19 protein-coding genes are annotated in these 21,211 nt (G+C 60.4%); 11 read left to right on the top strand and 8 right to left on the bottom strand.

What is annotated here, in order from left to right; genetic code table 11:
* The first annotated feature begins 109 nt into the window (after positions 1-109).
* The 7 genes from cobU (at position 110) to AB4O35_RS26370 (ending at position 5,398) form a co-directional block, all read left to right on the top strand.
* Entirely contained in the window at positions 110-631 is a 522-nt protein-coding gene (cobU, locus tag AB4O35_RS26400; RefSeq protein ID WP_065873781.1) for a bifunctional adenosylcobinamide kinase/adenosylcobinamide-phosphate guanylyltransferase, read from the top strand.
* Positions 628-1,683 carry a nicotinate-nucleotide--dimethylbenzimidazole phosphoribosyltransferase gene (gene cobT / locus AB4O35_RS26395; protein ID WP_460149374.1) on the top strand — a complete coding sequence of 352 codons (1,056 nt, stop codon included), beginning with the start codon at positions 628-630 and terminating at the stop codon, positions 1,681-1,683. The genes cobU and cobT overlap by 4 nt, the downstream gene beginning before the upstream one ends.
* On the top strand, positions 1,680-2,255 hold the full coding sequence (gene cobC, locus AB4O35_RS26390; RefSeq protein ID WP_065873779.1) for an alpha-ribazole phosphatase family protein: 576 nt from the start codon (positions 1,680-1,682) through the stop codon (positions 2,253-2,255). Before cobT ends, cobC begins: the two co-directional genes overlap by 4 nt.
* A 2-nt stretch (positions 2,256-2,257) precedes the next feature.
* On the top strand, positions 2,258-2,986 hold the full coding sequence (locus AB4O35_RS26385) for an adenosylcobinamide-GDP ribazoletransferase (protein WP_065881184.1): 729 nt from the start codon (positions 2,258-2,260) through the stop codon (positions 2,984-2,986).
* Between the two features lie 42 nt (positions 2,987-3,028).
* On the top strand, positions 3,029-3,433 hold the full coding sequence (locus tag AB4O35_RS26380) for a MarR family winged helix-turn-helix transcriptional regulator (RefSeq protein WP_065873777.1): 405 nt from the start codon (positions 3,029-3,031) through the stop codon (positions 3,431-3,433).
* 63 nt (positions 3,434-3,496) lie between these two features.
* Complete coding sequence (locus tag AB4O35_RS26375; RefSeq protein WP_175402989.1) at positions 3,497-4,696, top strand: MFS transporter; 1,200 nt, start codon at positions 3,497-3,499, stop codon at positions 4,694-4,696.
* Positions 4,697-4,846: 150 nt separating this feature from the next.
* Entirely contained in the window at positions 4,847-5,398 is a 552-nt protein-coding gene (locus AB4O35_RS26370; RefSeq protein ID WP_065873775.1) for a glutathione peroxidase, read from the top strand.
* Positions 5,399-5,463: 65 nt separating this feature from the next.
* On the opposite strand, the gene AB4O35_RS26365 is transcribed toward AB4O35_RS26370, so the two are convergent.
* From AB4O35_RS26365 to AB4O35_RS26350, 4 genes are all read right to left on the bottom strand, one after another.
* Entirely contained in the window at positions 5,464-6,747 is a 1,284-nt protein-coding gene (locus AB4O35_RS26365) for an OmpP1/FadL family transporter (RefSeq protein ID WP_065873774.1), read from the bottom strand.
* Between the two features lie 145 nt (positions 6,748-6,892).
* Complete coding sequence (locus tag AB4O35_RS26360) at positions 6,893-7,375, bottom strand: hypothetical protein (RefSeq protein WP_065873773.1); 483 nt, start codon at positions 7,373-7,375, stop codon at positions 6,893-6,895.
* Positions 7,376-7,653: 278 nt separating this feature from the next.
* Complete coding sequence (locus AB4O35_RS26355) at positions 7,654-7,878, bottom strand: hypothetical protein (protein WP_003175353.1); 225 nt, start codon at positions 7,876-7,878, stop codon at positions 7,654-7,656.
* A gap of 444 nt (positions 7,879-8,322) precedes the next feature.
* The gene (locus AB4O35_RS26350) at positions 8,323-8,628 is read right to left on the bottom strand and encodes a hypothetical protein (RefSeq protein ID WP_065881181.1); all 306 of its coding nucleotides are present in this window, start codon (positions 8,626-8,628) and stop codon (positions 8,323-8,325) included.
* Between the two features lie 457 nt (positions 8,629-9,085).
* On the opposite strand from AB4O35_RS26350, the gene AB4O35_RS26345 reads away from it, so the two are divergent.
* On the top strand, positions 9,086-9,409 hold the full coding sequence (locus tag AB4O35_RS26345) for an SEL1-like repeat protein (protein ID WP_065881179.1): 324 nt from the start codon (positions 9,086-9,088) through the stop codon (positions 9,407-9,409).
* A 175-nt stretch (positions 9,410-9,584) separates the two neighbouring features.
* Positions 9,585-10,949 carry a DNA recombination protein RmuC gene (locus AB4O35_RS26340; protein WP_175402990.1) on the top strand — a complete coding sequence of 455 codons (1,365 nt, stop codon included), beginning with the start codon at positions 9,585-9,587 and terminating at the stop codon, positions 10,947-10,949.
* Between the two features lie 103 nt (positions 10,950-11,052).
* On the opposite strand, the gene AB4O35_RS26335 is transcribed toward AB4O35_RS26340, so the two are convergent.
* The 3 genes from AB4O35_RS26335 to AB4O35_RS26325 form a co-directional block, all read right to left on the bottom strand.
* Positions 11,053-14,523: a hybrid sensor histidine kinase/response regulator gene (locus AB4O35_RS26335; protein WP_065873770.1), complete on the bottom strand. Its 3,471-nt coding sequence runs from the start codon at positions 14,521-14,523 to the stop codon at positions 11,053-11,055.
* A gap of 332 nt (positions 14,524-14,855) precedes the next feature.
* Entirely contained in the window at positions 14,856-15,239 is a 384-nt protein-coding gene (locus AB4O35_RS26330) for a YbaN family protein (protein WP_065945448.1), read from the bottom strand.
* A 20-nt stretch (positions 15,240-15,259) separates the two neighbouring features.
* Positions 15,260-15,847, bottom strand: coding sequence for a UPF0149 family protein (locus AB4O35_RS26325; protein WP_049712128.1), 588 nt, complete (start codon positions 15,845-15,847; stop codon positions 15,260-15,262).
* A gap of 275 nt (positions 15,848-16,122) precedes the next feature.
* Between AB4O35_RS26325 and recQ the strand changes: the two genes are divergently transcribed.
* A complete protein-coding gene (recQ, locus tag AB4O35_RS26320; RefSeq protein ID WP_065881174.1) occupies positions 16,123-18,249 on the top strand; it encodes a DNA helicase RecQ in 2,127 nt (708 codons plus the stop codon).
* A gap of 121 nt (positions 18,250-18,370) precedes the next feature.
* Positions 18,371-18,805, top strand: coding sequence for a MarR family transcriptional regulator (locus AB4O35_RS26315; protein WP_028617350.1), 435 nt, complete (start codon positions 18,371-18,373; stop codon positions 18,803-18,805).
* 185 nt (positions 18,806-18,990) lie between these two features.
* Here AB4O35_RS26315 and AB4O35_RS26310 read toward each other — a convergent pair whose 3' ends face one another.
* Positions 18,991-21,180, bottom strand: coding sequence for a patatin-like phospholipase family protein (locus AB4O35_RS26310; protein WP_065881172.1), 2,190 nt, complete (start codon positions 21,178-21,180; stop codon positions 18,991-18,993).
* Positions 21,181-21,211 lie beyond the last annotated feature (31 nt).

The raw sequence follows: 21,211 nt of genomic DNA, 5'->3' as shown, positions 1-21,211 counted from the left end.
GGCTTGCCTGCGATGGCATCAACCGGGTCTCCCTGATACACCGAGGTGACTGCATCGCAGGCAAGCCAGCTCCCACATTTGACCGCGTTGTAAAAAAAGGTGTGACGCTATGCTCCAACTGATCCTCGGCGGCGCCCGCTCCGGCAAAAGCCGTCTTGCCGAAAAGCTCGCCATCGACAGCGCTTTGCCGGTCACTTACATCGCCACCAGCCAACCTTTGGATGGCGAGATGAATGAGCGTGTCGCCTTGCATCGTCAACGTCGCCCCGACCATTGGGGCCTGGTCGAAGAGCCTATCGAACTGGCGCGGGTGCTGCGCGAAAACGCGGCTGCCGAGCGCTGCCTGCTGGTGGATTGCCTGACCCTATGGCTGACCAATCTGCTGATGCTGGAAGACCCGGAGCGCTTGGCTTTGGAGCGCGATCAACTGCTGCAAACCCTGGCCTCGCTGCCGGGTGAACTCATTTTTGTCAGCAACGAGACCGGTCTGGGTGTCGTGCCGCTGGGCGATCTGACTCGCCGCTATGTGGATGAAGCCGGTTGGCTGCATCAAGCCTTGGCCGAGCAATGTCAGCGTGTGGTCCTGACCGTTGCCGGCCTGCCCCTGACTTTGAAAGGTACTGCGTTATGACTGACACCTGGTGGCTCAACCCGTGTAAGGCGAGCGACGCTCAAGCGTATGAACACGCCCTGGCGCGCCAGCAGCAATTGACCAAGCCGGCCGGTTCCCTCGGCCAGTTGGAAGCGCTCGCGGTGCAATTGGCCGGCTTGCAGGGCCAAGTCAAACCGTCGGTGGATCAGCTATGGATCGCCATCTTCGCCGGTGACCATGGCGTGGTCGCGGAAGGCGTGTCGGCGTTCCCACAGGAAGTCACCGGGCAGATGCTGCATAACTTTGTCACGGGTGGCGCGGCCATCAGCGTGTTGGCGCGGCAGCTGGGGGCGCAGTTGGAAGTGGTCGACCTTGGCACGGTGAATCCGTCCCTGGACCTGCCCGGTGTACGCCACCTGAATATTGGCGCGGGCACCGCAAACTTTGTCAACGGCCCTGCGATGACCGAGGTCCAGGGGCAATTGGCCCTGCAAGCCGGCCGCGACAGCGTGCATCGTGCATCGGTAAACGGTGCGCAGTTGTTTATCGGCGGCGAGATGGGCATCGGCAACACCACCGCTGCCAGTGCGCTGGCGTGTGCCTTGCTCGACTGCCAGGTCAGTGATCTCACGGGGCCGGGCACCGGATTGAATGCCCAGGGCGTCAGCCACAAGGTGGCCGTGATCGAACGTGCACTGGCGTTACACGCCGGACAGCGCGGTGATGCATTGCACACCCTGTTCAATCTCGGCGGCTTTGAGATTGCAGCCCTGGTGGGCGCGTATCTGGCGTGTGCTCAAGAGGGCATCGTGGTGCTGGTGGATGGGTTTATCTGCACTGTCGCCGCACTGGTCGCGACGCGCTTGAACCCAACTTGCCGGGAGTGGCTGATGTTCGGCCATCGTGGTGCCGAGCCAGGTCATCGTCATGTGCTGCAAAGCCTCGACGCGCAACCGCTGCTGGACCTGGGCCTGCGCCTGGGCGAAGGCAGTGGCGCAGCGCTGGCCGTGCCGTTGTTGCGCCTGGCCTGTGCGGTGCACGGGCAGATGGCGACCTTCGCCGAAGCCGCCGTGGCAGACCGCCCGGCATGACCTTGCGCCTGGACCTGCTGCGACACGGCGAAACCGAGCTAGGCGGCGGCTTGCGTGGCAGCCTGGACGACGCACTCACCGTCAAGGGCTGGGCGCAGATGCGCGCGGCGATAGTGGAGCAGGGGCCGTGGGACCGCGTGGTCAGTTCGCCGCTGCAACGGTGCGCGCGGTTTGCCGATGAATTGGGGGCTCAGCTCAATTTGCCGGTAACGCTGGAAAAGGCGTTGCAAGAGCTGCACTTTGGCGCCTGGGAAGGGCAGAGTGCGGCAGCCTTGATGGAGACCGACGCCGAAGGGCTGGGCCTGTTCTGGGCCGATCCCTACAGTTTCACGCCGCCGGAAGGGGAGCCTGTCAGTGACTTTTCCGAGCGCGTTTTGGGTGCTGTCGCACGCCTGCACCAGGCTTATGCGGGTGAGCGCGTGCTGTTGATCAGTCATGGCGGCGTGATGCGTCTGTTATTGGCACAGGCACGCGGTTTGCCCCGGGAGCAACTCTTGAATGTCGAAGTCGGCCACGGTGGGTTATTCAGCCTGCAAGTTTGCGCTGACGGCGTGCTGAAGGCGCTGGAGTGATCATGCTGCCATTCTGGATCGCCCTGCAATTTCTCAGCAGCCTGCCGATTCGTCTGCCGGGCATGCCGCAGCCTCAGGAGCTGGGACGTTCACTGCTGTTTTATCCGGTGGTGGGGCTTTTGTTCGGCGTGCTGTTGTGGGCCTTGAACACGGTATTGATGGGCGCGCCGCTGTTGCTGCATGCCGCGCTGTTGCTGACGGCCTGGGTGTTGCTCAGCGGCGGCCTGCACCTGGACGGTCTTGCGGACAGCGCCGATGCCTGGTTGGGCGGTTTCGGCGACCGCGAGCGTACGCTCACGATCATGAAGGACCCGCGCAGCGGGCCGATTGCCGTGGTCACCCTGGGGTTGGTGCTGCTGCTCAAGTTCACCGCCTTGGTGGCGTTGATCGAGCAACATGACGGTGCAGCGCTGATCCTGGCGCCGCTGATCGGACGCGCATCGATGCTGGCGCTGTTTCTGACCACACGCTATGTGCGTGCCGGAGGATTGGGCCAGGCGTTGTCGGATCATTTACCGAGGATCGTCGGCCAACAGGTACTGATCCTCAGCGGCCTGGCCTGCATCCTGATCGGCGGCTTCAGGGGTGGGCTTGCGGTATTGCTCGCTGCACTCTGCTTCATGGGCCTGCGCCAACTGATGGTCAATCGCCTGGGCGGCACCACGGGTGACACCGCTGGCGCCTTGCTGGAGCTGCTGGAAGTCGCGGTTCTGGTCGCTCTGGCGCTGTAACACTTTCTTGCATTTCCTTAATCGCGGGTATATACACGTTCCATGCTTGCCTCCCAGTGTTTATGTACCAACCTGCGACGTGCCGCCCGTGGCGTCAGCAGGCATTACGACGGCGCCCTTGATGGCTTCGGGATCAACGTCGCCCAGTATTCGTTGCTGTGCAACTTGCAGCGGCTCGATCAACCGAGCATCTCCAGCCTGGCGGAAGCCATGGGACTTGACCGCAGCACCTTGGGGCGCAACCTTCGGGTGTTGGAAGGCGAAGGCCTGGTGCAACTGGTGGAAGGCGATGACCTGCGCAATCGCCTGGTGATGCTGACGGCGGACGGTGAAGCACGACTCGCTGCAGCTTTACCCGCCTGGGAGGCGGCGCAGCAAAAATTGATCGATCAACTCGGCGCGGAAAAACGCGAAACCTTGTTGGCCTTGCTGGACGAACTCGCCTGAACGCGGGTTTTTTCGACTATAAGCGGGTATATACCCGCGAGCGGAGAATAAGAAATGACTTCCATGTGGCGCACCAGTGGCTGGATTCTTGTGGGGAGTGCGCTGATCCTGGCACTGTCGTTGGGTGTGCGGCACGGTTTCGGCCTGTTCCTGGCGCCGATGAGCAGCGAGTTCGGCTGGGGCCGTGAGACCTTCGCCTTCGCGATCGCTTTGCAGAACCTGATCTGGGGTTTGGCGCAGCCGTTTACCGGCGCCCTGGCCGATCGGTTTGGCGCCACTAAAGCGGTGTTTGTAGGCGGTATCCTGTACGCCGTGGGCCTGGTGTTGATGGGCATGTCTGATTCGGCATGGTCGTTGTCGCTCAGCGCTGGCTTGTTGATTGGTATCGGGCTGTCCGGCACCTCGTTCTCGGTGATTCTCGGCGTGGTCGGCCGCGCCGTGGCCCCGGAAAAACGCAGCATGGCGATGGGAATCGCGAGTGCTGCCGGTTCGTTCGGTCAGTTCGCCATGGTGCCGGGCACACTGGGTTTGATCAGCTGGTTGGGCTGGTCCGCCGCATTGCTTGCGCTGGGCTTGATGGTGGCACTGATTCTGCCACTGGTCGCCATGCTCAAGGACCGGCCACTGCCGGTGATGACCGGTCAGCAAACCTTGCGTGAAGCCTTGAAGGAAGCGTGCTCTCACTCCGGGTTCTGGCTGTTGGCCTTTGGCTTTTTTGTTTGCGGTTTCCAGGTGGTGTTTATCGGCGTGCACCTGCCGGCGTATCTGGTGGATCAGCACTTGCCAGCCACCACAGGCACCACGGTGCTGGCACTGATCGGGCTGTTCAATATCTTCGGTACCTACACTGCTGGCTGGCTCGGCGGGCGCATGTCCAAGCCGCGTTTGTTGACAGGGTTGTACCTGCTGCGTGCGGTGGTGATCGTGGTGTTTCTTTGGGCGCCGGTTACCGAAGTTACGGCCTACGTGTTCGGCATGGCCATGGGCTTCTTGTGGCTGTCCACTGTGCCGCTGACCAACGGCACAGTCGCGACGCTGTTTGGTGTGCGAAACCTCTCCATGCTTGGTGGGATAGTGTTCCTGTTCCACCAACTCGGTTCGTTCCTGGGGGGCTGGTTGGGTGGGGTGGTCTATGATCGAACCGGTAGCTACGATTTGATCTGGCAGGTGGCAATTCTGTTGAGCCTGCTCGCCGCGGCCTTGAATTGGCCGGTGCGTGAGCGGCCAGTGGCGCGATTGCAGGCGCAGATGGAGGCGGCATGAGCATAGCGATACGTGGTTTAGTCGTTATCGCGGGGTTGATCCTGGTGCTGCTGGCCTGGTGGGGCTGGCAGAACGGCGGTCTCGCGTTGATGCAGTTGGGTATGTCGATCTGTTAACTTCATGGTCTGATTATTTTCAAGGACACACGACATGCAGATGCGTTGGCTCGCTGTACCCGTCTTGATGGCTGTCGGCAGTGCCGCCCTGGCTGCCAGTTGCCCGCCGCTGCTGGAAGGCCAGTTGCCCAAGCTGCGCGCCAAGGAGTCCATCGACCTGTGCGAGCGGTTTGCCGGCAAACCCTTGGTCATCGTCAACACGGCGAGCTTCTGCGGGTTCGCCCCACAGTTCAAAGGTCTCGAAGCCTTGTACCAACGCTACAAGGGCGAAGGGCTGGAAGTGATCGGCGTGCCCTCCGATGACTTCAAGCAGGAAGCCAAGACCGGCGAAGAGACGGCTAAAGTCTGCTATGTGAATTACGGCGTGACCTTCACCATGACCGAACCACAGAAGGTCAAGGGGCCGGATGCGGTACATCTGTTCAAGGTGTTAGCGCAGCAGACCGACGCGCCGCCGAAGTGGAACTTCTACAAGTACGTGGTGGATCGGCAGGGCAAGGTGATTGCCAATTTCTCCAGCCTGACCAAGCCGGACAACCCGGACCTGATCAAGGCGGTGGAAGAGGCGATTGCTTCCAAGCCTTGATTGTCAGCCGTTAAAAAGCCCCGCCTCCTTTGCAGGAGAGCGGGGCTTTTTTACACCTGTCTGGATCAGAAGGTGTAGGTCATGCCCAGGCCGAAACCATTGGCACTGTTTTCGTACTTGGCGCGGTAGCTCGCCGTCGACGGTGCATCAGCGGTCTGGTTGACCTTGATGTCTTCTTCTTTCAGGTAGGAGTAAGCCAGGTCGACGGTCATGTTATCCATGACTTTGTAGCCCAGGCCAACGCTGAAAATCGTACGGTCGCCAGTCGGGATGCGCGGCGAGCGGTCAGTATTGTTGGTGGGCGACTGGTCGAACGTCAGGCCGGTACGCAGCACCACTTGCTTGGTCAACTGGTAGGAGGTACCCACCGCGTAGGCCCAAGTGTCGTGCCAGTTTTGTTCTTCGGTGATGGAAGTGAGTTGGCTTGTTGCCAAAGCGCCGCCAGCGGCTGTAACGCCTTCGTTGTTGACGGTGATTTCCTTCAGGCGGCTCCAGCGCGTCCAGGTAGCACCGCCATACAATTTCCAGGCATCGGTCAGGTCTTGAGTGACCGACAGGTCGTAGGACTCAGGCGTGTCGATTTTCAGCGAAGCATCGTAACGGTTGTTTCGCAAAAACGGTTGAGTCGCCGTAGGGCCGCTGACGGTGGTGTGGCCTTCAAGCTTGTACTTGACCTTCGAGTGGTAGGTCAGGCCGACACGGGTGGTATCGGTGGCCTGGACCAGTACGCCGACGTTGAAGCCCAGCGCGGTATCGTCACCCTTGATCTTGACGTTGGTATCGCTGACGGCAGGGTTCAGCGTCCTGTCCGATTCCAGTACACCGGAAATCCGGTTGATGGTCGGGCCAAAGCCGATGGATACGCGGTCGTTGAAGGCATAGCTGACAGTTGGCTGGAAGGTCATGACCTTCACTTCGCTCTTGCTGCCGAAGCCACGGCCCTGGAAGCCGTTTTCATAGTCGGTCACCAGGCCAAACGGTGCATATACACCGAAGCCGATGGCCCACTGATCATTGAGTTTGTTGGTGTAGAAACCGAATGGCACCGCGGTGAACGGGACCATGTCGCCTTTATTCGAGCCGCGCGAGTTGCCGCCGGTGTCGCTGATGTCAGTCGAGGCATCAATTGCTGCAACGCCACCCGTGATTTGCTGGCCATTCAGGCGAGCCATACCGGCAGGGTTACCGTAAACAGTGCTTGCATCATCGGCAGAAGAAGAGCGACCCGCGAAACCGGTACCCATCCCGCTCACGCTTTGTTCGTTCAGCGCGAAACCGCTTGCAAACAGTTGGGAGGAGGCCATGGCAACGGCGAGGCTAAGTGTGGTCTTGAGCATTACTTTTTTCATTATTAGAACTCCGAGTGATCACCGCTGCGGAAAGTATCAATAAATTTAACATCGCGCTATAGGCTGAAACGTAGGAGATAGAGCGGTTTTGTAGGACAATCAGACCAGAATTCAGGTTTATTGACGAATCTTGCAAATTGCCCGGTCAGCAAACCACGTGATTCATGGGTGAAACACAGGTTTGCCAGGCTTGAGTGAAATCGCGCAGACGTCCCTGAGGGTGAAAAATTTCTTTCCAGATACGCGCCATACCCAGCACATCACCCGGCGGGGGCAGTGCGAGAGTGTGTTGTTCGACTAAAAGCCAGGCAATGGCCGTGGCGTAGCGCAGGTTAACCGTCAGTTCGAGTTGCGGCGCGCTGAGGAACGCATGCTGGCTGGCCAGGCCGCGCACTAGGCTCGCGCGATCGGGGTCCAGCGCGAGGTAATCGTCCCACAAGGCGCGATGGCGAGGTTCGGTGATGCTGTACAGGCCGTGTCCACGCCGGTCATGCAAGGCGGAACCCAATTCCGATTGGCTGGCGGCAATGCCCAGCAGCAAGGACTCAGCCGTTTGGTTATGGCGGCCGAGGTAAAGCAAGGTCGGCCGGATCACATAACGACACAATTCGCTGGCAGCGATACCCATACACGCCTCAATCCGTGAAAGTGGTCGGCGAGTCCTGAGAAGGGGGCTTGGCAGCGTTGGATCGGGTCTCAGGCCCGCCGGAAGCGGATCAAGCCGCTTGAGTTGAAGTGTAGTGTCATATTCGTGATGTAAAGGACTGTTTTTAAAACATCTTCTGCATTTAGTTATAACGGTTATATCTATTTGAACTTAGGGCAAAAGGTTGATACTCAAATCGCAGGCAATAAAAAACCCTGCTTTTTGAGCAGGGCCTTTTGTGTTTCAGCGACTCGGGTCGATCAGGCAACCAGTGCCTGACGGGTACGCTCGATCACGGCCTGCAGCGGTTCTGCGCTGGAGTATTGATCGGGGTACAGGCGTTCGCTGTGACGTGCGATGCCGTGTTCGTTAACCAGGGTGAAGCTGAAGCAGCCTTTGCGAGCGGCCATGATCAGGCAGTTCATTGGGGCAAAAGCGTTGGTGAGGGTGCGAATGGCATCCTGAGTATGGATTTGAGCGTTCATCTTATGGGTGTTCCTACAAATGACACGGATTAAGAGCCGTGCCTTATTAAAACGTTCCAGTGACGTTGATCACTATTGATCAAACGAAGAACCCGACTGGAACAAAGCAGCCAGTTTGAAGCGCTAATAATTTAGGCGCGCTTGGGCTGGCAGGTAGGTACTTAGGAGGGCAGGCAACACAACAGGGGCAAAGGTTCTGGGCCCGGGGTGAAGATCCTGATCAATTTGCAGGCTGGTTCGGTCAGAGTATTGAAACTTCGCGACACCCTTTGCTTGTTCAAAGGCCGTGTCGTCGCAAGTGATACCTGGAAACCATCGAGGTGGTCGATCCCGTGTTGTTCAGGGGAGTTGTTCGACCAGAATTGACTTTCAGCTTGGTACTAACGCCGCGGATAGTAACGGATTGAATCAGGTAAGGGAAGTGTGTTGGCCAAAAAACTTCAATTAACCGCCCAGCAGGCCTCGATAGAACAACACGGTGATCGCCGCTGCCAGCGAGCAGCCCAGTCCGTAGGCGGCGAGCGTCAAGCGCAGGGACTGGCCGGTCTCGACCACCTTCATCACATCGGCCATGTCATTGATGCGGCCTTCGCCCAATTCAATGCACAGGCTCACGGCAGTGAAAGCCGCCGACAGCAGGATAGCGATGGCAAATAGCGCGCCATCCGGGGAGGGCAGTGCCGCATTGATTCCCAGGGAAGCGGAGCAGATGGCCAGTAGCAACACGGCGAACAACAGCATTCCTTTCATCGACTCACCCACCGTTGCGTTTTAGGGCGGGGAGTGTGGCGAGCCAGCAAAGATTTGAAAAGTCCCTGTTTTGCCCTGGCGGTAACATTATTGCGGCGAATTGCTTCAAGAAAAGCCGGCGATATAACCAGCGGATGGGTACTTGTGCACATTAGTTGCGGGGTGTGTAACCGCGCTGTCAACTGCACTGCAGAGCCACCAGTTGCCTGCAATGGAAATTTAAGTCAATGAAAAATCTGGCTTTTTTTTATTGGTGAAAAAATCGTCAGTTTGACTGCGACCCCCATGCCATGGGGCTTTGCGCGAGTTAAAGCAGGGTTGTCCACTGAGTTATCCACAGCTTCTGTGGATTGTCCCGAGCGCTTGCTCTAGAACGGGCGTACAGAGTTTTTTCAGCTTTACCTGTACGAAAAAAAGAGTAGAGTGGCGCGCCTTCCGTTCTGTCCCACAGTGCTTTATGAAGTTTCGCTCAGTATCACCTTCTGTTACCGACACTCCTCAAACTGTTACCGCTCCCAAACGCTTCTCCTTGAAAGTTGCCTTGTGGTTGCTCGACAGCCCCCGCCTGGGTCACAACACCAACGTCAAACGCTTCGCCGGGCGTTTGCTCAAGCAGCCGGCCCGTGAAGGCGTGGTTGCCGCCCAAAGCCGCCTGGGCCAACTGATGTGCCGTGAGTGCGGAAATGCCCGCGACCGCCGCATCGGCCACGACCTGCTGCGCCTGGCGGCCCGCGCCGGTGACCGCCGCGCCCAGCGTGAACTGGGCCAGGTCGAAGACTGAGCTGTCCTCAGGCCCTGTGCTCCGCTAACCTTGCTTTTTTTCGGTGATGGCAGACATGTCTATGGTTTTTGACTGGACCAGTATTGCCCTGGGCCTTGCTGGCGCAGCTGTGCCTTTATTGGCCGTGTGCTGGCAGCTTCAGCGCCGGCTGACCGCGCGCATGACCGGCTGGGAACTGCTCGAAGAGCGCCTGGCGACCGCGCAACTGGCCCAGGAAGGCCTCGCCGCACAGTTGGATGCCAGCCGCGATGAGATCAGCGATCTGAGCCAGGCCAACGCGGCCAAGCAGGCTGACTTGGCCGCTGTGCGCCGCGAAGTCGAACTGCTGCAGATCGACCGCGACAACGCGCGCGACGCCGCCCACGCCTGGAACCTCGACCGCAGCGCCAGGGAGACCGAGCTCCGCCGCCTCGATGCGTTGTCGGCCGCTTTGCGCGCAGAACTGCGTGAACAGCAGGATAGCCATCAACAACGCCTAGCCGACCTGCAAGGCTCTCGGGATGAACTGCGTGCACAGTTCGCCGAACTGGCCGGCAAGATCTTCGACGAGCGTGAACAGCGCTTCGCCGAAACCAGCCAGGAGCGCCTGGGCCAACTGCTCGACCCATTGAAAGAGCGCATCCAGTCCTTCGAAAAACGCGTGGAAGAGAGCTATCAGAGCGAGGCGCGCGAGCGTTTTTCCCTGGCCAAGGAGCTTGAGCGCCTACAGCAACTGAACCTGCGCCTGTCAGACGAGGCCACCAACCTGACCCGCGCGCTCAAGGGCCAGAAAACCCAAGGCAACTGGGGCGAACTGATCCTTGAGCGGGTGCTGGAGCATGCGGGCCTGGAGAAAGGCCGCGAGTACCAGACCCAGGTCAGCCTGAAGGGCCCGGACGGCGAGCGTTTCCAGCCCGACGTGCTGATCATGTTGCCCGGCGACAAGCAGGTGGTGGTGGATTCCAAGGTCAGCCTCACCGCGTATCAACAGTACGTGGCCGCGGATGATGATGTGATCGGCCAAGCAGCGTTGAAGCAGCACGTGCTGTCGTTGCGCAACCACGTCAAAGGATTGGCCGGTAAGGATTACAAACGCCTGGAAGGCTTGCATAGCCTGGATTTCGTGTTGCTGTTCGTGCCGATCGAAGCAGCGTTTTCCGCTGCGTTGCAGGCCGAACCGAATCTGTTCCAGGAAGCGTTCGACCGCCATATCGTGATCGTCAGCCCGACCACGTTGCTCGCTACCCTGCGCGTGATCGACAGCCTGTGGAAGCAGGAGCGCCAGAGCCAGAACGCGCGAGAAATCGCCGAGCGTGCGGGGTGGCTGTATGACAAGTTCGTGCTGTTTATCCAAGACCTGGATGAAGTAGGTAACCGCTTACAACAGCTGGATAAGGCTTACAGCTCGGCGCGAAACAAGCTGACAGATGGACGCGGAAATCTGGTCAGCCGGACCGAGCAATTGCGGTTGCTTGGTGCTCGGGCCAGCAAGAGCTTGCCGGCGGATTTGTTGGAGCGGGCGATGACCGATTCAGACGGTGTTGCCCATCTACCTGAATAAGATGCGGTTGGTGTGGGAGCTGGCTTGCCTGCGATAGCGGTCGTGAAAGATCCACCGTTATCGCAGGCAAGCGAGCTCCCACATTTGACCCAGTCGGACCGGCCTACAGCGGCAAATGCCGACTCAGCAAAGCCCGCAACGCCGCCGGCTTGACCGGTTTAGCCAAATAATCCAGCCCCGCCGCATGCACCTCGGCCATCATCTCCGGGCGGCCGTCGGCACTGATCACCACGCCGGGAATCGGCTCCGCCAATTGCGCGCGCAGCCATCCCATCAACTCAGTACCGGTTTCGCCATGGTCCAGGTGGTAGTCCACCAGGGCCAGTTGCGGGCGCACGCCATCCGCCAGCAACGCCGCGCATTGCGCCTGGTCCGTCGCGGTCCACACTTCACACCCCCACCGCGTCAACAGGCTGCGCATGCCGATCAGAATGCTCTCTTCGTTATCCACGCACAGCACCTGAGCACCGCTCAGCGGCAGGCCGGTTTCCTGTGGTGTCTTGACCTGCGGGCTGGCCTGGTTGCGCGCCAGTGGCACGCGCACACTGAATACGCTGCCTTTGCCAGGCCATGAGCGCACGCTCAGGCGATGGCCCAGCACACGGCACAGGCCGTCTGCGATGGCCAGGCCAAGCCCCAGGCCTTTCTCCGCGCGGGTCTGGTGGCTGTCCAAACGCTTGAATTCTTCAAAGATCACTTGCTGTTTATCCAACGGTATCCCGGGGCCACGGTCCCACACTTCCAGGCACAGTTCGCCCTTGCGTCGACGTACGCCCAGCAGCACCGGGCCGTCGGCATAACGGAAGGCGTTGGTGAGAAAATTCTGCAGGATTCGCCGCAGTAACTTGATGTCGCTGTCGACACGCACTCGACTGCCGCGCAGGCGGAAGCGCAGACCCTGCTCCTGGGCCAGCGCCTTGAACTCTGCCCCCAAAGTGTCGAACAGCTCGTTGAGTACAAAAGGCTGGCGCTGCGGATTGATCTTGCCGTTTTCCAGGCGTGAGATATCCAGCAGGTCGCTGATCAGGTCTTCGGCGGAGCGCAGCGAGCTGTCCAGGTGCTGCACCAATTGCCGGGCTTCGCCGGACAGGCCTTCGTTCTGGTGCGAGAGGGCGGCGGAGAACAGGCGTGCAGCGTTCAAGGGCTGCATCAGGTCATGGCTGACCGCCGCCAGGAAGCGCGTCTTCGACTGGCTGGCGGACTCGGCCACGCCCTTGGCGTCGGTGAGCGCTACGTTGAGCTGCGACAGCTCATGGGTGCGCTCGGTCACCCGTCGTTCCAGGCCTTCGTTGGCCTCCGTGAGTGCCTGCTCGGCTTCGCGGAAGGCGGTAATGTCAGTGAAACTCATGACGAAACCGCCGCCGGGCATCGGGTTGCCGATCAGCTCGATCACCCGCCCATTGGGGAATAAACGTTCAGAGGTGTGCGCACGGCCCTGGCGCATCCAGTGCAGGCGGCGCGCCACGTGAACCTCGGCTTCGCCCGGCCCGCACAGGCCGCGTTCGGCGTTGTAGCGGATGATGTCGGCAATCGGCCGACCGACGCTGATCAGCCCGTCCGGGTAGTTGAACAACTCCAGGTAACGCCGGTTCCAGGCCACCAATTTGAGGGACTGATCGACCACGCTGATGCCCTGGGTGATGTTCTCAATAGCACCTTGCAGCAATGCGCGGTTGAACTGCAGCACTTCCGACGCTTCATCGGCGATGCGTACTACGTCCTCCAGCTGCATCTCGCGCCCTTCGATGGCGGCTTTCACCACCGCCCGGGTCGACGATGCGCCGAGTACACCCGCCAGCAACCGCTCCGTGTGGGCGATCCACTCGTTGTCTGCGTTCTGATTGGGGTTGAAGCCTTTACCCTGGCGATAGGCAAAGCGGATGAAGCTTTGCTGTGCCCGTTCCTCACCCACGAAGCGTGCGGCCAGGCTGAGCAAGTCGCTGATCTGCACCGACAGCATCGAGCGTGCGGTGGCGCGCTGGCTGATTTCCTGGCCGATAAACCGCCCGGCTTGCCAATGCTCGGAAACCCGCGTGCGGGACAGCATCGACACCCACACAAACAGCGTAAAGTTACCCGCCAGGGAGAACACCGTGCCCAAGGTCAATGAGGTGACGGACAGACCCAGCGGGTGCGAATGCATCCACGTCAGTCCTGGGAAAAGGCTAAGGGACCAACCCAGGCTTTTCGCCGTAACCGGTAGGACCAAGGTGTAGAACCACAGGAAAGTGCCCGCAGCGAGCCCCGCGAATACACCGCGTCGGTTGGCTTGCTTCCAATACAGTGCGCCGAGCATCGCCGGCGCCAGTTGGGTGACGGCGGCAAAGGCGATCTGGCCGATGGTCGCCAGGCTCGCGGTTGAGCCCAACAGGCGATAGCTCACGTAGGCCAACAGCAGGATGATCACGATGCTGACCCGGCGTACCGACAGCATCCAGTGGCGGAACACTTCGAACGGTCGCTCGGCGCCGGAACGGCGCAGCAGCCAGGGCAGCAGCATGTCGTTGGACACCATGGTCGACAAGGCAATGCTCGCCACGATCACCATGCCGGTGGCCGCTGAAGCGCCGCCGATAAACGCCAGTACGGCGAGTGCGGGATGGGCTTCGGCCATCGGCAGGCTGATCACGTAGGAGTCGGGCATTACCGAGCTGGGCAGCATCATCTTGCCGCCCAAGGCGATCGGTACTACAAACAGCGCGGCAAGAATCAGATACGCGGGAAACACCCATTTGGCCAGGCGCAGATCCTGAGGGTCGATGTTCTCCACCACCGTGACATGGAACTGCCGAGGCAGGCAGATGATCGCCATCATCGCGACACCGGTCTGCACCACCATGGACGGCCAGTTGACGGTCTCTTTCCAGTATTCATCCAGGCGGGGGGCGAGCATCGCTTGGCTGAACAGGTCGCCGAATCCGTCGTACAAGCCGTAGGTCACAAACGCGCCGACCGCGAGAAACGCGAACAGCTTGACGAGGGATTCAAACGCAATCGCCAGCACCATACCGCGGTGGTGCTCCGTGGCGTCGAGGTTGCGTGTACCGAAGACAATCGTGAACAGCGCCAACACCAGTGACACGATCAGCGCGGTGTCTTGAGCACGAGTGCCGGTGGTGTCGGCGCCAGCGCCGATCAGCAGATTGACGCCCAGCACGATGCCTTTGAGTTGCAGCGCGATGTAGGGCAGTACCCCCACCAGGCAGATCAACGCGACCACCACCGCCAACGATTGGGATTTACCGTAGCGCGCGGCGATAAAGTCGGCGATGGACGTGATGTTTTCCTGCTTGCTGATCAAGATCATCTTTTGCAGGACCCAGGGTGCCAACACCAGCAACAGCACCGGTCCCAGGTAGATCGGTAAAAATGCCCACAACTGTTCGGCGGCCTGACCTACAGCACCGAAGAAGGTCCAACTGGTGCAATACACGGCCAGCGACAGGCTATACACCCAGGCACGCATGCGCGGCGGCAGTGGCGCACGGCGACGGTCACCATAGAAGGCGATGGCAAACATTATGGCCATATAGGCCAGGGCAACGGCGGCGATCAGCCCGCTGGACAGCGTCATGGTAACTCCGAGCATGGGAACACCCGGGCATTCCAGGCCCGGTTGGACAGTCTCGCATGATGCTCGGGGTTAGTCAGTGTCGACCAAGGTCGGGTGAGTGGTTCGTGTGGGCGCCCGCGGTGCGACGCCACGACTTGCCCGCAACGCAGCGACGCGTTCTCTGAATGAACCTGCGGTGTATCTACACATTTTCAATGTCATAGCACGTAGCAGCTGTCGAGCCCCGGCGAGGCTGCGTTGGCGGCTTGTCTGACACACCGCTGACGCAGCCTCGCCGAGGCTCGACATCTGCTACGCAGAGGACTTGCTCGCAGGCAAGCCAGGCGCCGCCGTTATCGAGGCGGCAGGGTCTTTTGGCGCAGGATGTAGATCGTCACCAGCACGGCACTGGTCAACATGAAGCCACGTGCCCACGGCAATGGCACCAGGTAGCAGGACACACTGATGCTCAACCACATCAAGCCGATGGCGTAGACCTTGCCTTTAAGAGGGATACCGTCGCCGTCCAGGTAGTCGCGGATCCACGGACCCAGGCGCGGGTGTTGCACCAGCCAATGGTAGAAGCGTGGGGAGCTTCGGGCGAAGCAAGCGGCGGCGAGCAGCAGGAAGGGCGTAGTCGGCAAGACCGGTAGGAAAATGCCGATCACCCCCAGCGCTACGCTCAACCAGCCGATGGCCAGCAGCACGTAGCGCAGGAGCAGCGAACGATTGCCCATGGGTGTCACGGGCAAGCGACTCAGTGGTGACGTGGCTTGAGGATCGCCGGTTTTTCGTCAGGGGCGTTGCACAGCAGGTACAGCGCGGTGAGGGCTTCCGGGATCTGTACGATCATGTCGTCCATCAGGTTGGCGTCGGCGGCGATATCGGCGAACTCCGGCTGGTCGTCGAACAGGCCCGAGCCCACCATGATCGGCAGCAACATTTCGCTCACTTCTTCCTCGGCAGTTTCGAACCAGGCGGCTTCGCGCAGGAACACGCCTTCCATGAAGCCGATGCACCAGCCGCGCAGGTCGGAGTCGTCCGGCTCTTCGCCCAGGTCCAGTTCGCATGGCAGCTCGAATTCTTCGTCCGACGCCAGTTGGCGACCGATGTGGGCCTTGAGGGCCAACAGGGTGGATTCGATTTCTTCGCGTTGCGCGTCGTCGGCGTAGTGCGGCTCTTCGGCGAACAGGGCGTCGATCCATTCACGGTCGGGTACGACCTCGGCGCAGATCGACAGGGCGGTCAGATAGCCGTGGGCGGCCACGTAGTCCAGCGCCTCGTCATGCAGCTCATCGGCGTCGAGGAAGGCTTGCAGGCGGGTTAGTTGCTCAGCGAAGGACATTGAAGGACTACCTTGGAAATAAACGATGCTGAATTCTAGGCTTTCTTGAGCGCCCAGGCCAGCCGCCATGCAGATTTGCCCGCTTTTAGAGACGGGCTGCAATTCGTCAGTGGCGCCCTTTGCCGGGTATCGCTCGGGTATACTGCCGCGTTTTGTGATGCCCTTGCAGGCCAAACCCAGCGCGCGAAAACTTCGCTTACGGATTATTTCCCGTGAGACCGGGTTTTTTCGACCAGCCTGTACAGAGGGATTTCCGCACTATTTTGGAGTTTTACATGCTCGAGCAGGCTCAACGCGTCCTCAAGGACATCTTCGGCTACGACAGTTTTCGTGGCCGCCAGGGTGCGATCATTGAGCGCGTGGCCAGTGGTGGTGACGCACTGGTCTTGATGCCTACCGGGGGCGGCAAGTCGTTGTGCTTCCAGGTGCCGGCGCTGTTGCGCAATGGCCTGGCGGTGGTGGTGTCGCCGCTGATCGCACTGATGGACGACCAGGTGGCAACCCTGGAAGAGCTCGGCGTCGCTGCGGCGGCCTTGAACTCTACCCTCAGTGCCGAGCAACAGCGCGACCTGGCGGCCCGCATCAAGCGCGGTGAAGTAAAAATGCTTTACCTGGCCCCTGAGCGCTTGGTGCAGCCGCGCATGCTGGCCTTTCTACAGAGCCTGGAAATCGCCCTGTTCGCCATCGACGAAGCCCACTGTGTATCGCAATGGGGCCACGATTTCCGTCGCGAATACCTGCAACTGGGGCAATTGGCTGAGTTGTTCCCCGACGTTCCGCGGATTGCCCTGACGGCCACCGCCGACAAGCGCACCCGCGAAGAAATCGTCGAGCGGCTGCACCTGCAGAACGCCGAGCGCTTTCTGTCGAGCTTTGACCGGCCGAATATTTTCTACCGCATTGTGCCCAAGGAGCAGCCACGCAAGCAGTTGCTCGCGTTCCTGTCCGAGCGGCGCAGCGACGCGGGCATCGTTTACTGCCTGTCGCGTAAAAAAGTTGATGAAGTCGCCGCGTTCCTCTGCGAGCAAGGTTATCCGGCCTTGCCTTATCACGCCGGCCTGCCCAACGAAACGCGCTCTGCTCACCAGAAGCGCTTCCTCAATGAGGAGGGGCTGATCATGGTAGCCACCATCGCGTTCGGCATGGGCATCGACAAATCCAACGTGCGCTTTGTCGCGCACATGGACCTGCCTAAATCCCTCGAGGCGTACTACCAGGAAACCGGTCGCGCCGGCCGTGATGGCCTGCCGGCGGATGCCTGGATGGTCTACGGCCTGCAAGACGTGGTGATGCTCAAGCAGATGCTGCAGAACTCCGAAGGCGACGAGCGTCACAAACGCCTGGAGCAGCACAAGCTCGACGCGATGCTCTCGCTGTGTGAAGAGACCCGTTGCCGTCGCCAGACCTTGCTGGCGTATTTTGACGAAGACATGCCTGAGCCTTGCGGCCATTGCGACAACTGCATTGATGGCGTGCAGACCTGGGACGCCACGGAGCCGGCGCGTCAGGCTCTGTCCGCTATTTATCGCACGGGCCAGCGTTATGGCGTCGGTCATTTGGTGGACGTGTTGCTGGGCAAGGACAACGAGAAAGTGCGCAGCTTCGGCCACGAGAAACTTTCGGTCTACGGCGTCGGCAAGGCCCGCGCCGAGGGCGAGTGGCGCTCACTGTTCCGGCAGATGGTTGCGCGGGGCTTGGTAGACATCGATATCGAGGGCTTTGGCGGCCTGCGCCTGAACGACAGCTGCCGACCGTTGCTCAAGGGCGAAGTGAGCCTGGAGCTGCGCCGCGACCTCAAGCCGCAGACCACCGCCAAGAGCAGCACCAGCCAGGCCAGTCAGTTGGTGCGTGGCGAAGAGCGCGAGCAGTGGGAGGCCTTGCGCACCCTGCGCCGCAAACTGGCGCAGGAACACAGCGTGCCGCCGTACGTTATTTTTCCCGATTCCACCCTGCTGGAGATGTTGCGCGAGCAACCCACCAGCATGGCCGAGATGGCGCGCGTCAGTGGCGTGGGCGCACGCAAGCTGGAGCGCTACGGCCAGGCCTTCCTTGAAGTGCTCGGCGGCCAGGCCGAAGCGCCGAAGGAAGTCGCCGATATCCGCCACGAACTGATCAGCCTGGCACGCGCCGGCATGACCCCGATCCAGATCGCCGGCCAACTGCAATGCTCGGAAAAGAACGTCTACACCTTGCTGGCGGAATCCATCGGCAAGCAGCAGTTGTCGTTGGAGCAGGCGCTTGATTTGCCAGAGGATCTGCTCGGCGAAATCCAGGATGCGTTTCTCGACGGAGAGGGCGAATTGCCACCTGTGGCGGAGATCGCGCCGCTGTTTACCGGCCGTGTTCCTGAGGGTGTTTTGTACTGCGTGCGGGCGGCTTTGCAGTCTGAATTCGAGATTTAGTGCGCCAATTACGACAATGTAATAGATCAGTACATAGCAACTCTTGCCTACTGGCAAAGCTCATGCTTAGCTGACTAATAATTAGCCACACTTTATTTTCAGTCTAAAACAAGAGTTTTTTATGCCGTTAACCGATCAACACCGATTTGGCATGCAACTGGCGCAGATGTCTCGTGGTTGGCGCGCCGAGCTGGACCGCCGTTTGGCGGGGCTTGGCTTGTCCCAAGCTCGCTGGCTGGTGCTGCTGCACCTTGCCCGTTTCGAAGAAGCGCCCACCCAGCGTGAGTTGGCGCAAAGCGTTGGCGTGGAAGGGCCGACACTGGCCCGGCTGCTGGACAGCCTTGAAGGCCAAGGCCTGGTGCAACGCCAGGCGGTGGTGGAAGACCGTCGTGCCAAGCGCATCCTGCTGTGTGATACCGCCCGGCCACTGATCGAGCAGATCGAGACGATCGCCACGGCGTTGCGTCATGAGTTGTTTGTAGGGGTGGATGAAGCCGATTTGAGTGTGTGCATGCGCGTGCACGGGCACATCCTGGCGAACCTGGAAAAGTCCTGATACGGCGGATTGATAATGGGGCTTGCTGTGGCGAAAGAGCTTGCTCCCGCTGGGCTGCGCAGCAACCCCATGGCAGACCCCGGTCTATCTGAAAAAACGAGTTAATCTTTTTAGGGCCGCTTCGCGCCCCAGCGGGAGCAAGCTCCCTCGCCACAACAAGCCCACACATTCGTGCTGTGGCAGCCCTAGAACGTCTGCCCCAGGTTCAGATACACCGCCTTCTGATTGTCATCGTTGAACCCATAGCTGAAGTTCAGCGGCCCCAACGGTGTATCAAAGCCCAGGAAAATACTCGCCGCGTTGATATAGCCGCTGTCGAACTCATTGTCGTTGTTCCACGCCCGGCCGCGTTCCAGTGACGCCCCCAGGTACAACGGGAAATCCAGCGGCAGGTACGAGCGTGGCGTCAGCCGGCGGTAGTACACCGCCCGCATCAAGCTGATGTTCTGGCCCGAGATCGCATCCTGGCGGAAGCCCGACAACTGCCGCGCGCCCCCCAGCAGGAAGCTGGAAATCACCACATCCGAATCATCCAGTGTGCGCCCATAGCGCCCGCCCAGCACAAGTGTGTCCGGGCCGTGGCTCATGGCCTTGTCCAGCTTGAACTCCCATTGGCGGTAGCGCTGGTCTGAGCCCAGCCCCGGTTCGAATTCGCGGTAGGCCAGGCCGATGTCTTCGCCGGTGTGGGGGAAGTACACATTGTCCAGGGTGTCGAAGGAGTACTTCAGCTCATAGAAGCCCTCGCTGAAACTCACGCTGGGCAGGTCGCGGTCGCCGATGCGCACGTCCGCCTTGCCCCAGGCTTCACCGACGCCGAAGCGGATCTCGCCACTGTTGCCAATCTGGCGCCCTACGTTCAAGCCGAAACCGTAGCGTTCCAGGCGGTATTCGGAGATGGGGTCGTTGTCCAGGATCAGTTCGACGTTCTGCGCCTGGGCGCTGATATAAGGGGCGACAAAGTAACGCGAGCCAGTGTCCATCGGCTGGTAGAACTCGCTGTACAGCTCTTGTCGATCACCGATCTGCACCCGTGTCAGCCATTCGGCGCCGAGGCGGTTGATACCGTTCACGCGGTAGCTCGCGCCAAGGTTGAAGGCGCTATCGCCGCGCATGTCATCCGACAGGTTCAGGCCCAGGCGCAGGTAATCGGTGCCGCTGCGCTTGCCGCGCGCGCTGATCACCAAGGTGTTTTCCTTGCCTTTCTTGATCACGCGGTATTGCACTTGCTCGAAGTAATCCAGGCCATACAGGGTGCCCATGTCCGTTTGCAGGCGGCCCAGGTCCAGCGGCTCGCCCAGGTTCTGGCGGATGTAGTAGCGGATCACGTCGTCGCTGACTTTCGAGTCGTTTTCCACGCTGATGGCGGTGATTGTCGGCGTGCGTTCTCCTGGGGTACGGGCCGCCATCAATTGCGGGTCGATTGGCTCGACGGGGCGCAGATGGGCGAGGCGGGCATCGAGGGCGCGGGTAGCGCGGTAGCCGGCGTCGATCATGTCCTTGGCGCGGCCAAAGTCGGTCACGCCATAGGCAGCGAGCGGCGGCTGGATCAGCACGTCCTTGGGGTGCAGGTCCTTGAGTTGCTCTTCGGAGTTGCGCCGGGTCATCAGGGTGATGGATTGGTTAAGCACGTCCACCACCGTGGCCAGTTGCTTGCGCGAGCGCAGCGGGGTGCCGATGTCCACGACAATGGCGATATCCACGCCCATTTCCCGTGCCACATCCAGCGGGATGTTGTCGGTCATGCCGCCGTCCACCAGCAGTCTTCCGTCCAACTCCACTGGCGCGAACACGGCCGGGATCGACATGCTGGCGCGGATCACCTGGGGCAAGTGGCCCTTGCTGAATACCACCTTTTCGCCCGTGGTGATATCGGTGGCAACGGCTCTGAAGGGGATTGGCAGCTTGTCGAAGTTACGCGTGTTGCTGCTGTGGGCGAACATGCTTTCCAGCAGCAGTGCCAGGTTCTGGCCCTGGATCACGCCCAGTGGCAAGCCGAGGCTGCCGTCATCGCGGAAGCTGAGTTTCTGTTTGACCAGGAAATCCCGGTCATCCTGCTTGCGCCGGAACGGTACGTCTTCCCGAGGCGGTGCGTCAGACAGCGCCTGTTGCCAGTCGATACTCAGCGCAAGTTTTTCCAGCTCATCGATCTTGTACCCCGACGCGTACAGCCCGCCGATCACCGCGCCCATGCTGGTGCCGGCAATCGCATCGATCTGAATGCCTTGCTCCTCTAGCGCCTTGAGTACGCCGATATGCGCCAGCCCACGGGCGGCGCCACCGGACAGCACCAGGCCGATTTTCGGGCGTGGCGTTTCAACGGCATCGGCAACAAGGGGAAGCAAGCACAGAAACAGGCAGGACAGCAGGCGGCGCATCATGAATCTCAAGGCTGGACGATAAAGGCCG

The organism is Pseudomonas sp. H1_A03, assembly GCF_054685145.1.
Note: the sequence above shows the minus strand (reverse complement) of the source record. Positions and strands in the feature narration are given on the sequence as shown.

What these genes read in the sequence shown, in the direction of transcription:
- cobU (WP_065873781.1), top strand. Translation starts at nt 110, where the DNA reads ATGCTCCAACTGATCCTCGGCGGCGCCCGCTCCGGCAAAAGCCGTCTT.
- cobT (WP_460149374.1), top strand. Translation starts at nt 628, where the DNA reads ATGACTGACACCTGGTGGCTCAACCCGTGTAAGGCGAGCGACGCTCAA.
- cobC (WP_065873779.1), top strand. Translation starts at nt 1,680, where the DNA reads ATGACCTTGCGCCTGGACCTGCTGCGACACGGCGAAACCGAGCTAGGC.
- AB4O35_RS26385 (WP_065881184.1), top strand. Translation starts at nt 2,258, where the DNA reads ATGCTGCCATTCTGGATCGCCCTGCAATTTCTCAGCAGCCTGCCGATT.
- AB4O35_RS26380 (WP_065873777.1), top strand. Translation starts at nt 3,029, where the DNA reads ATGCTTGCCTCCCAGTGTTTATGTACCAACCTGCGACGTGCCGCCCGT.
- AB4O35_RS26375 (WP_175402989.1), top strand. Translation starts at nt 3,497, where the DNA reads ATGTGGCGCACCAGTGGCTGGATTCTTGTGGGGAGTGCGCTGATCCTG.
- AB4O35_RS26370 (WP_065873775.1), top strand. Translation starts at nt 4,847, where the DNA reads ATGCAGATGCGTTGGCTCGCTGTACCCGTCTTGATGGCTGTCGGCAGT.
- AB4O35_RS26365 (WP_065873774.1), bottom strand. Translation starts at nt 6,747, where the DNA reads ATGAAAAAAGTAATGCTCAAGACCACACTTAGCCTCGCCGTTGCCATG.
- AB4O35_RS26360 (WP_065873773.1), bottom strand. Translation starts at nt 7,375, where the DNA reads ATGGGTATCGCTGCCAGCGAATTGTGTCGTTATGTGATCCGGCCGACC.
- AB4O35_RS26355 (WP_003175353.1), bottom strand. Translation starts at nt 7,878, where the DNA reads ATGAACGCTCAAATCCATACTCAGGATGCCATTCGCACCCTCACCAAC.
- AB4O35_RS26350 (WP_065881181.1), bottom strand. Translation starts at nt 8,628, where the DNA reads ATGAAAGGAATGCTGTTGTTCGCCGTGTTGCTACTGGCCATCTGCTCC.
- AB4O35_RS26345 (WP_065881179.1), top strand. Translation starts at nt 9,086, where the DNA reads ATGAAGTTTCGCTCAGTATCACCTTCTGTTACCGACACTCCTCAAACT.
- AB4O35_RS26335 (WP_065873770.1), bottom strand. Translation starts at nt 14,523, where the DNA reads ATGACGCTGTCCAGCGGGCTGATCGCCGCCGTTGCCCTGGCCTATATG.
- AB4O35_RS26330 (WP_065945448.1), bottom strand. Translation starts at nt 15,239, where the DNA reads ATGGGCAATCGTTCGCTGCTCCTGCGCTACGTGCTGCTGGCCATCGGC.
- AB4O35_RS26325 (WP_049712128.1), bottom strand. Translation starts at nt 15,847, where the DNA reads ATGTCCTTCGCTGAGCAACTAACCCGCCTGCAAGCCTTCCTCGACGCC.
- recQ (WP_065881174.1), top strand. Translation starts at nt 16,123, where the DNA reads ATGCTCGAGCAGGCTCAACGCGTCCTCAAGGACATCTTCGGCTACGAC.
- AB4O35_RS26315 (WP_028617350.1), top strand. Translation starts at nt 18,371, where the DNA reads ATGCCGTTAACCGATCAACACCGATTTGGCATGCAACTGGCGCAGATG.
- AB4O35_RS26310 (WP_065881172.1), bottom strand. Translation starts at nt 21,180, where the DNA reads ATGCGCCGCCTGCTGTCCTGCCTGTTTCTGTGCTTGCTTCCCCTTGTT.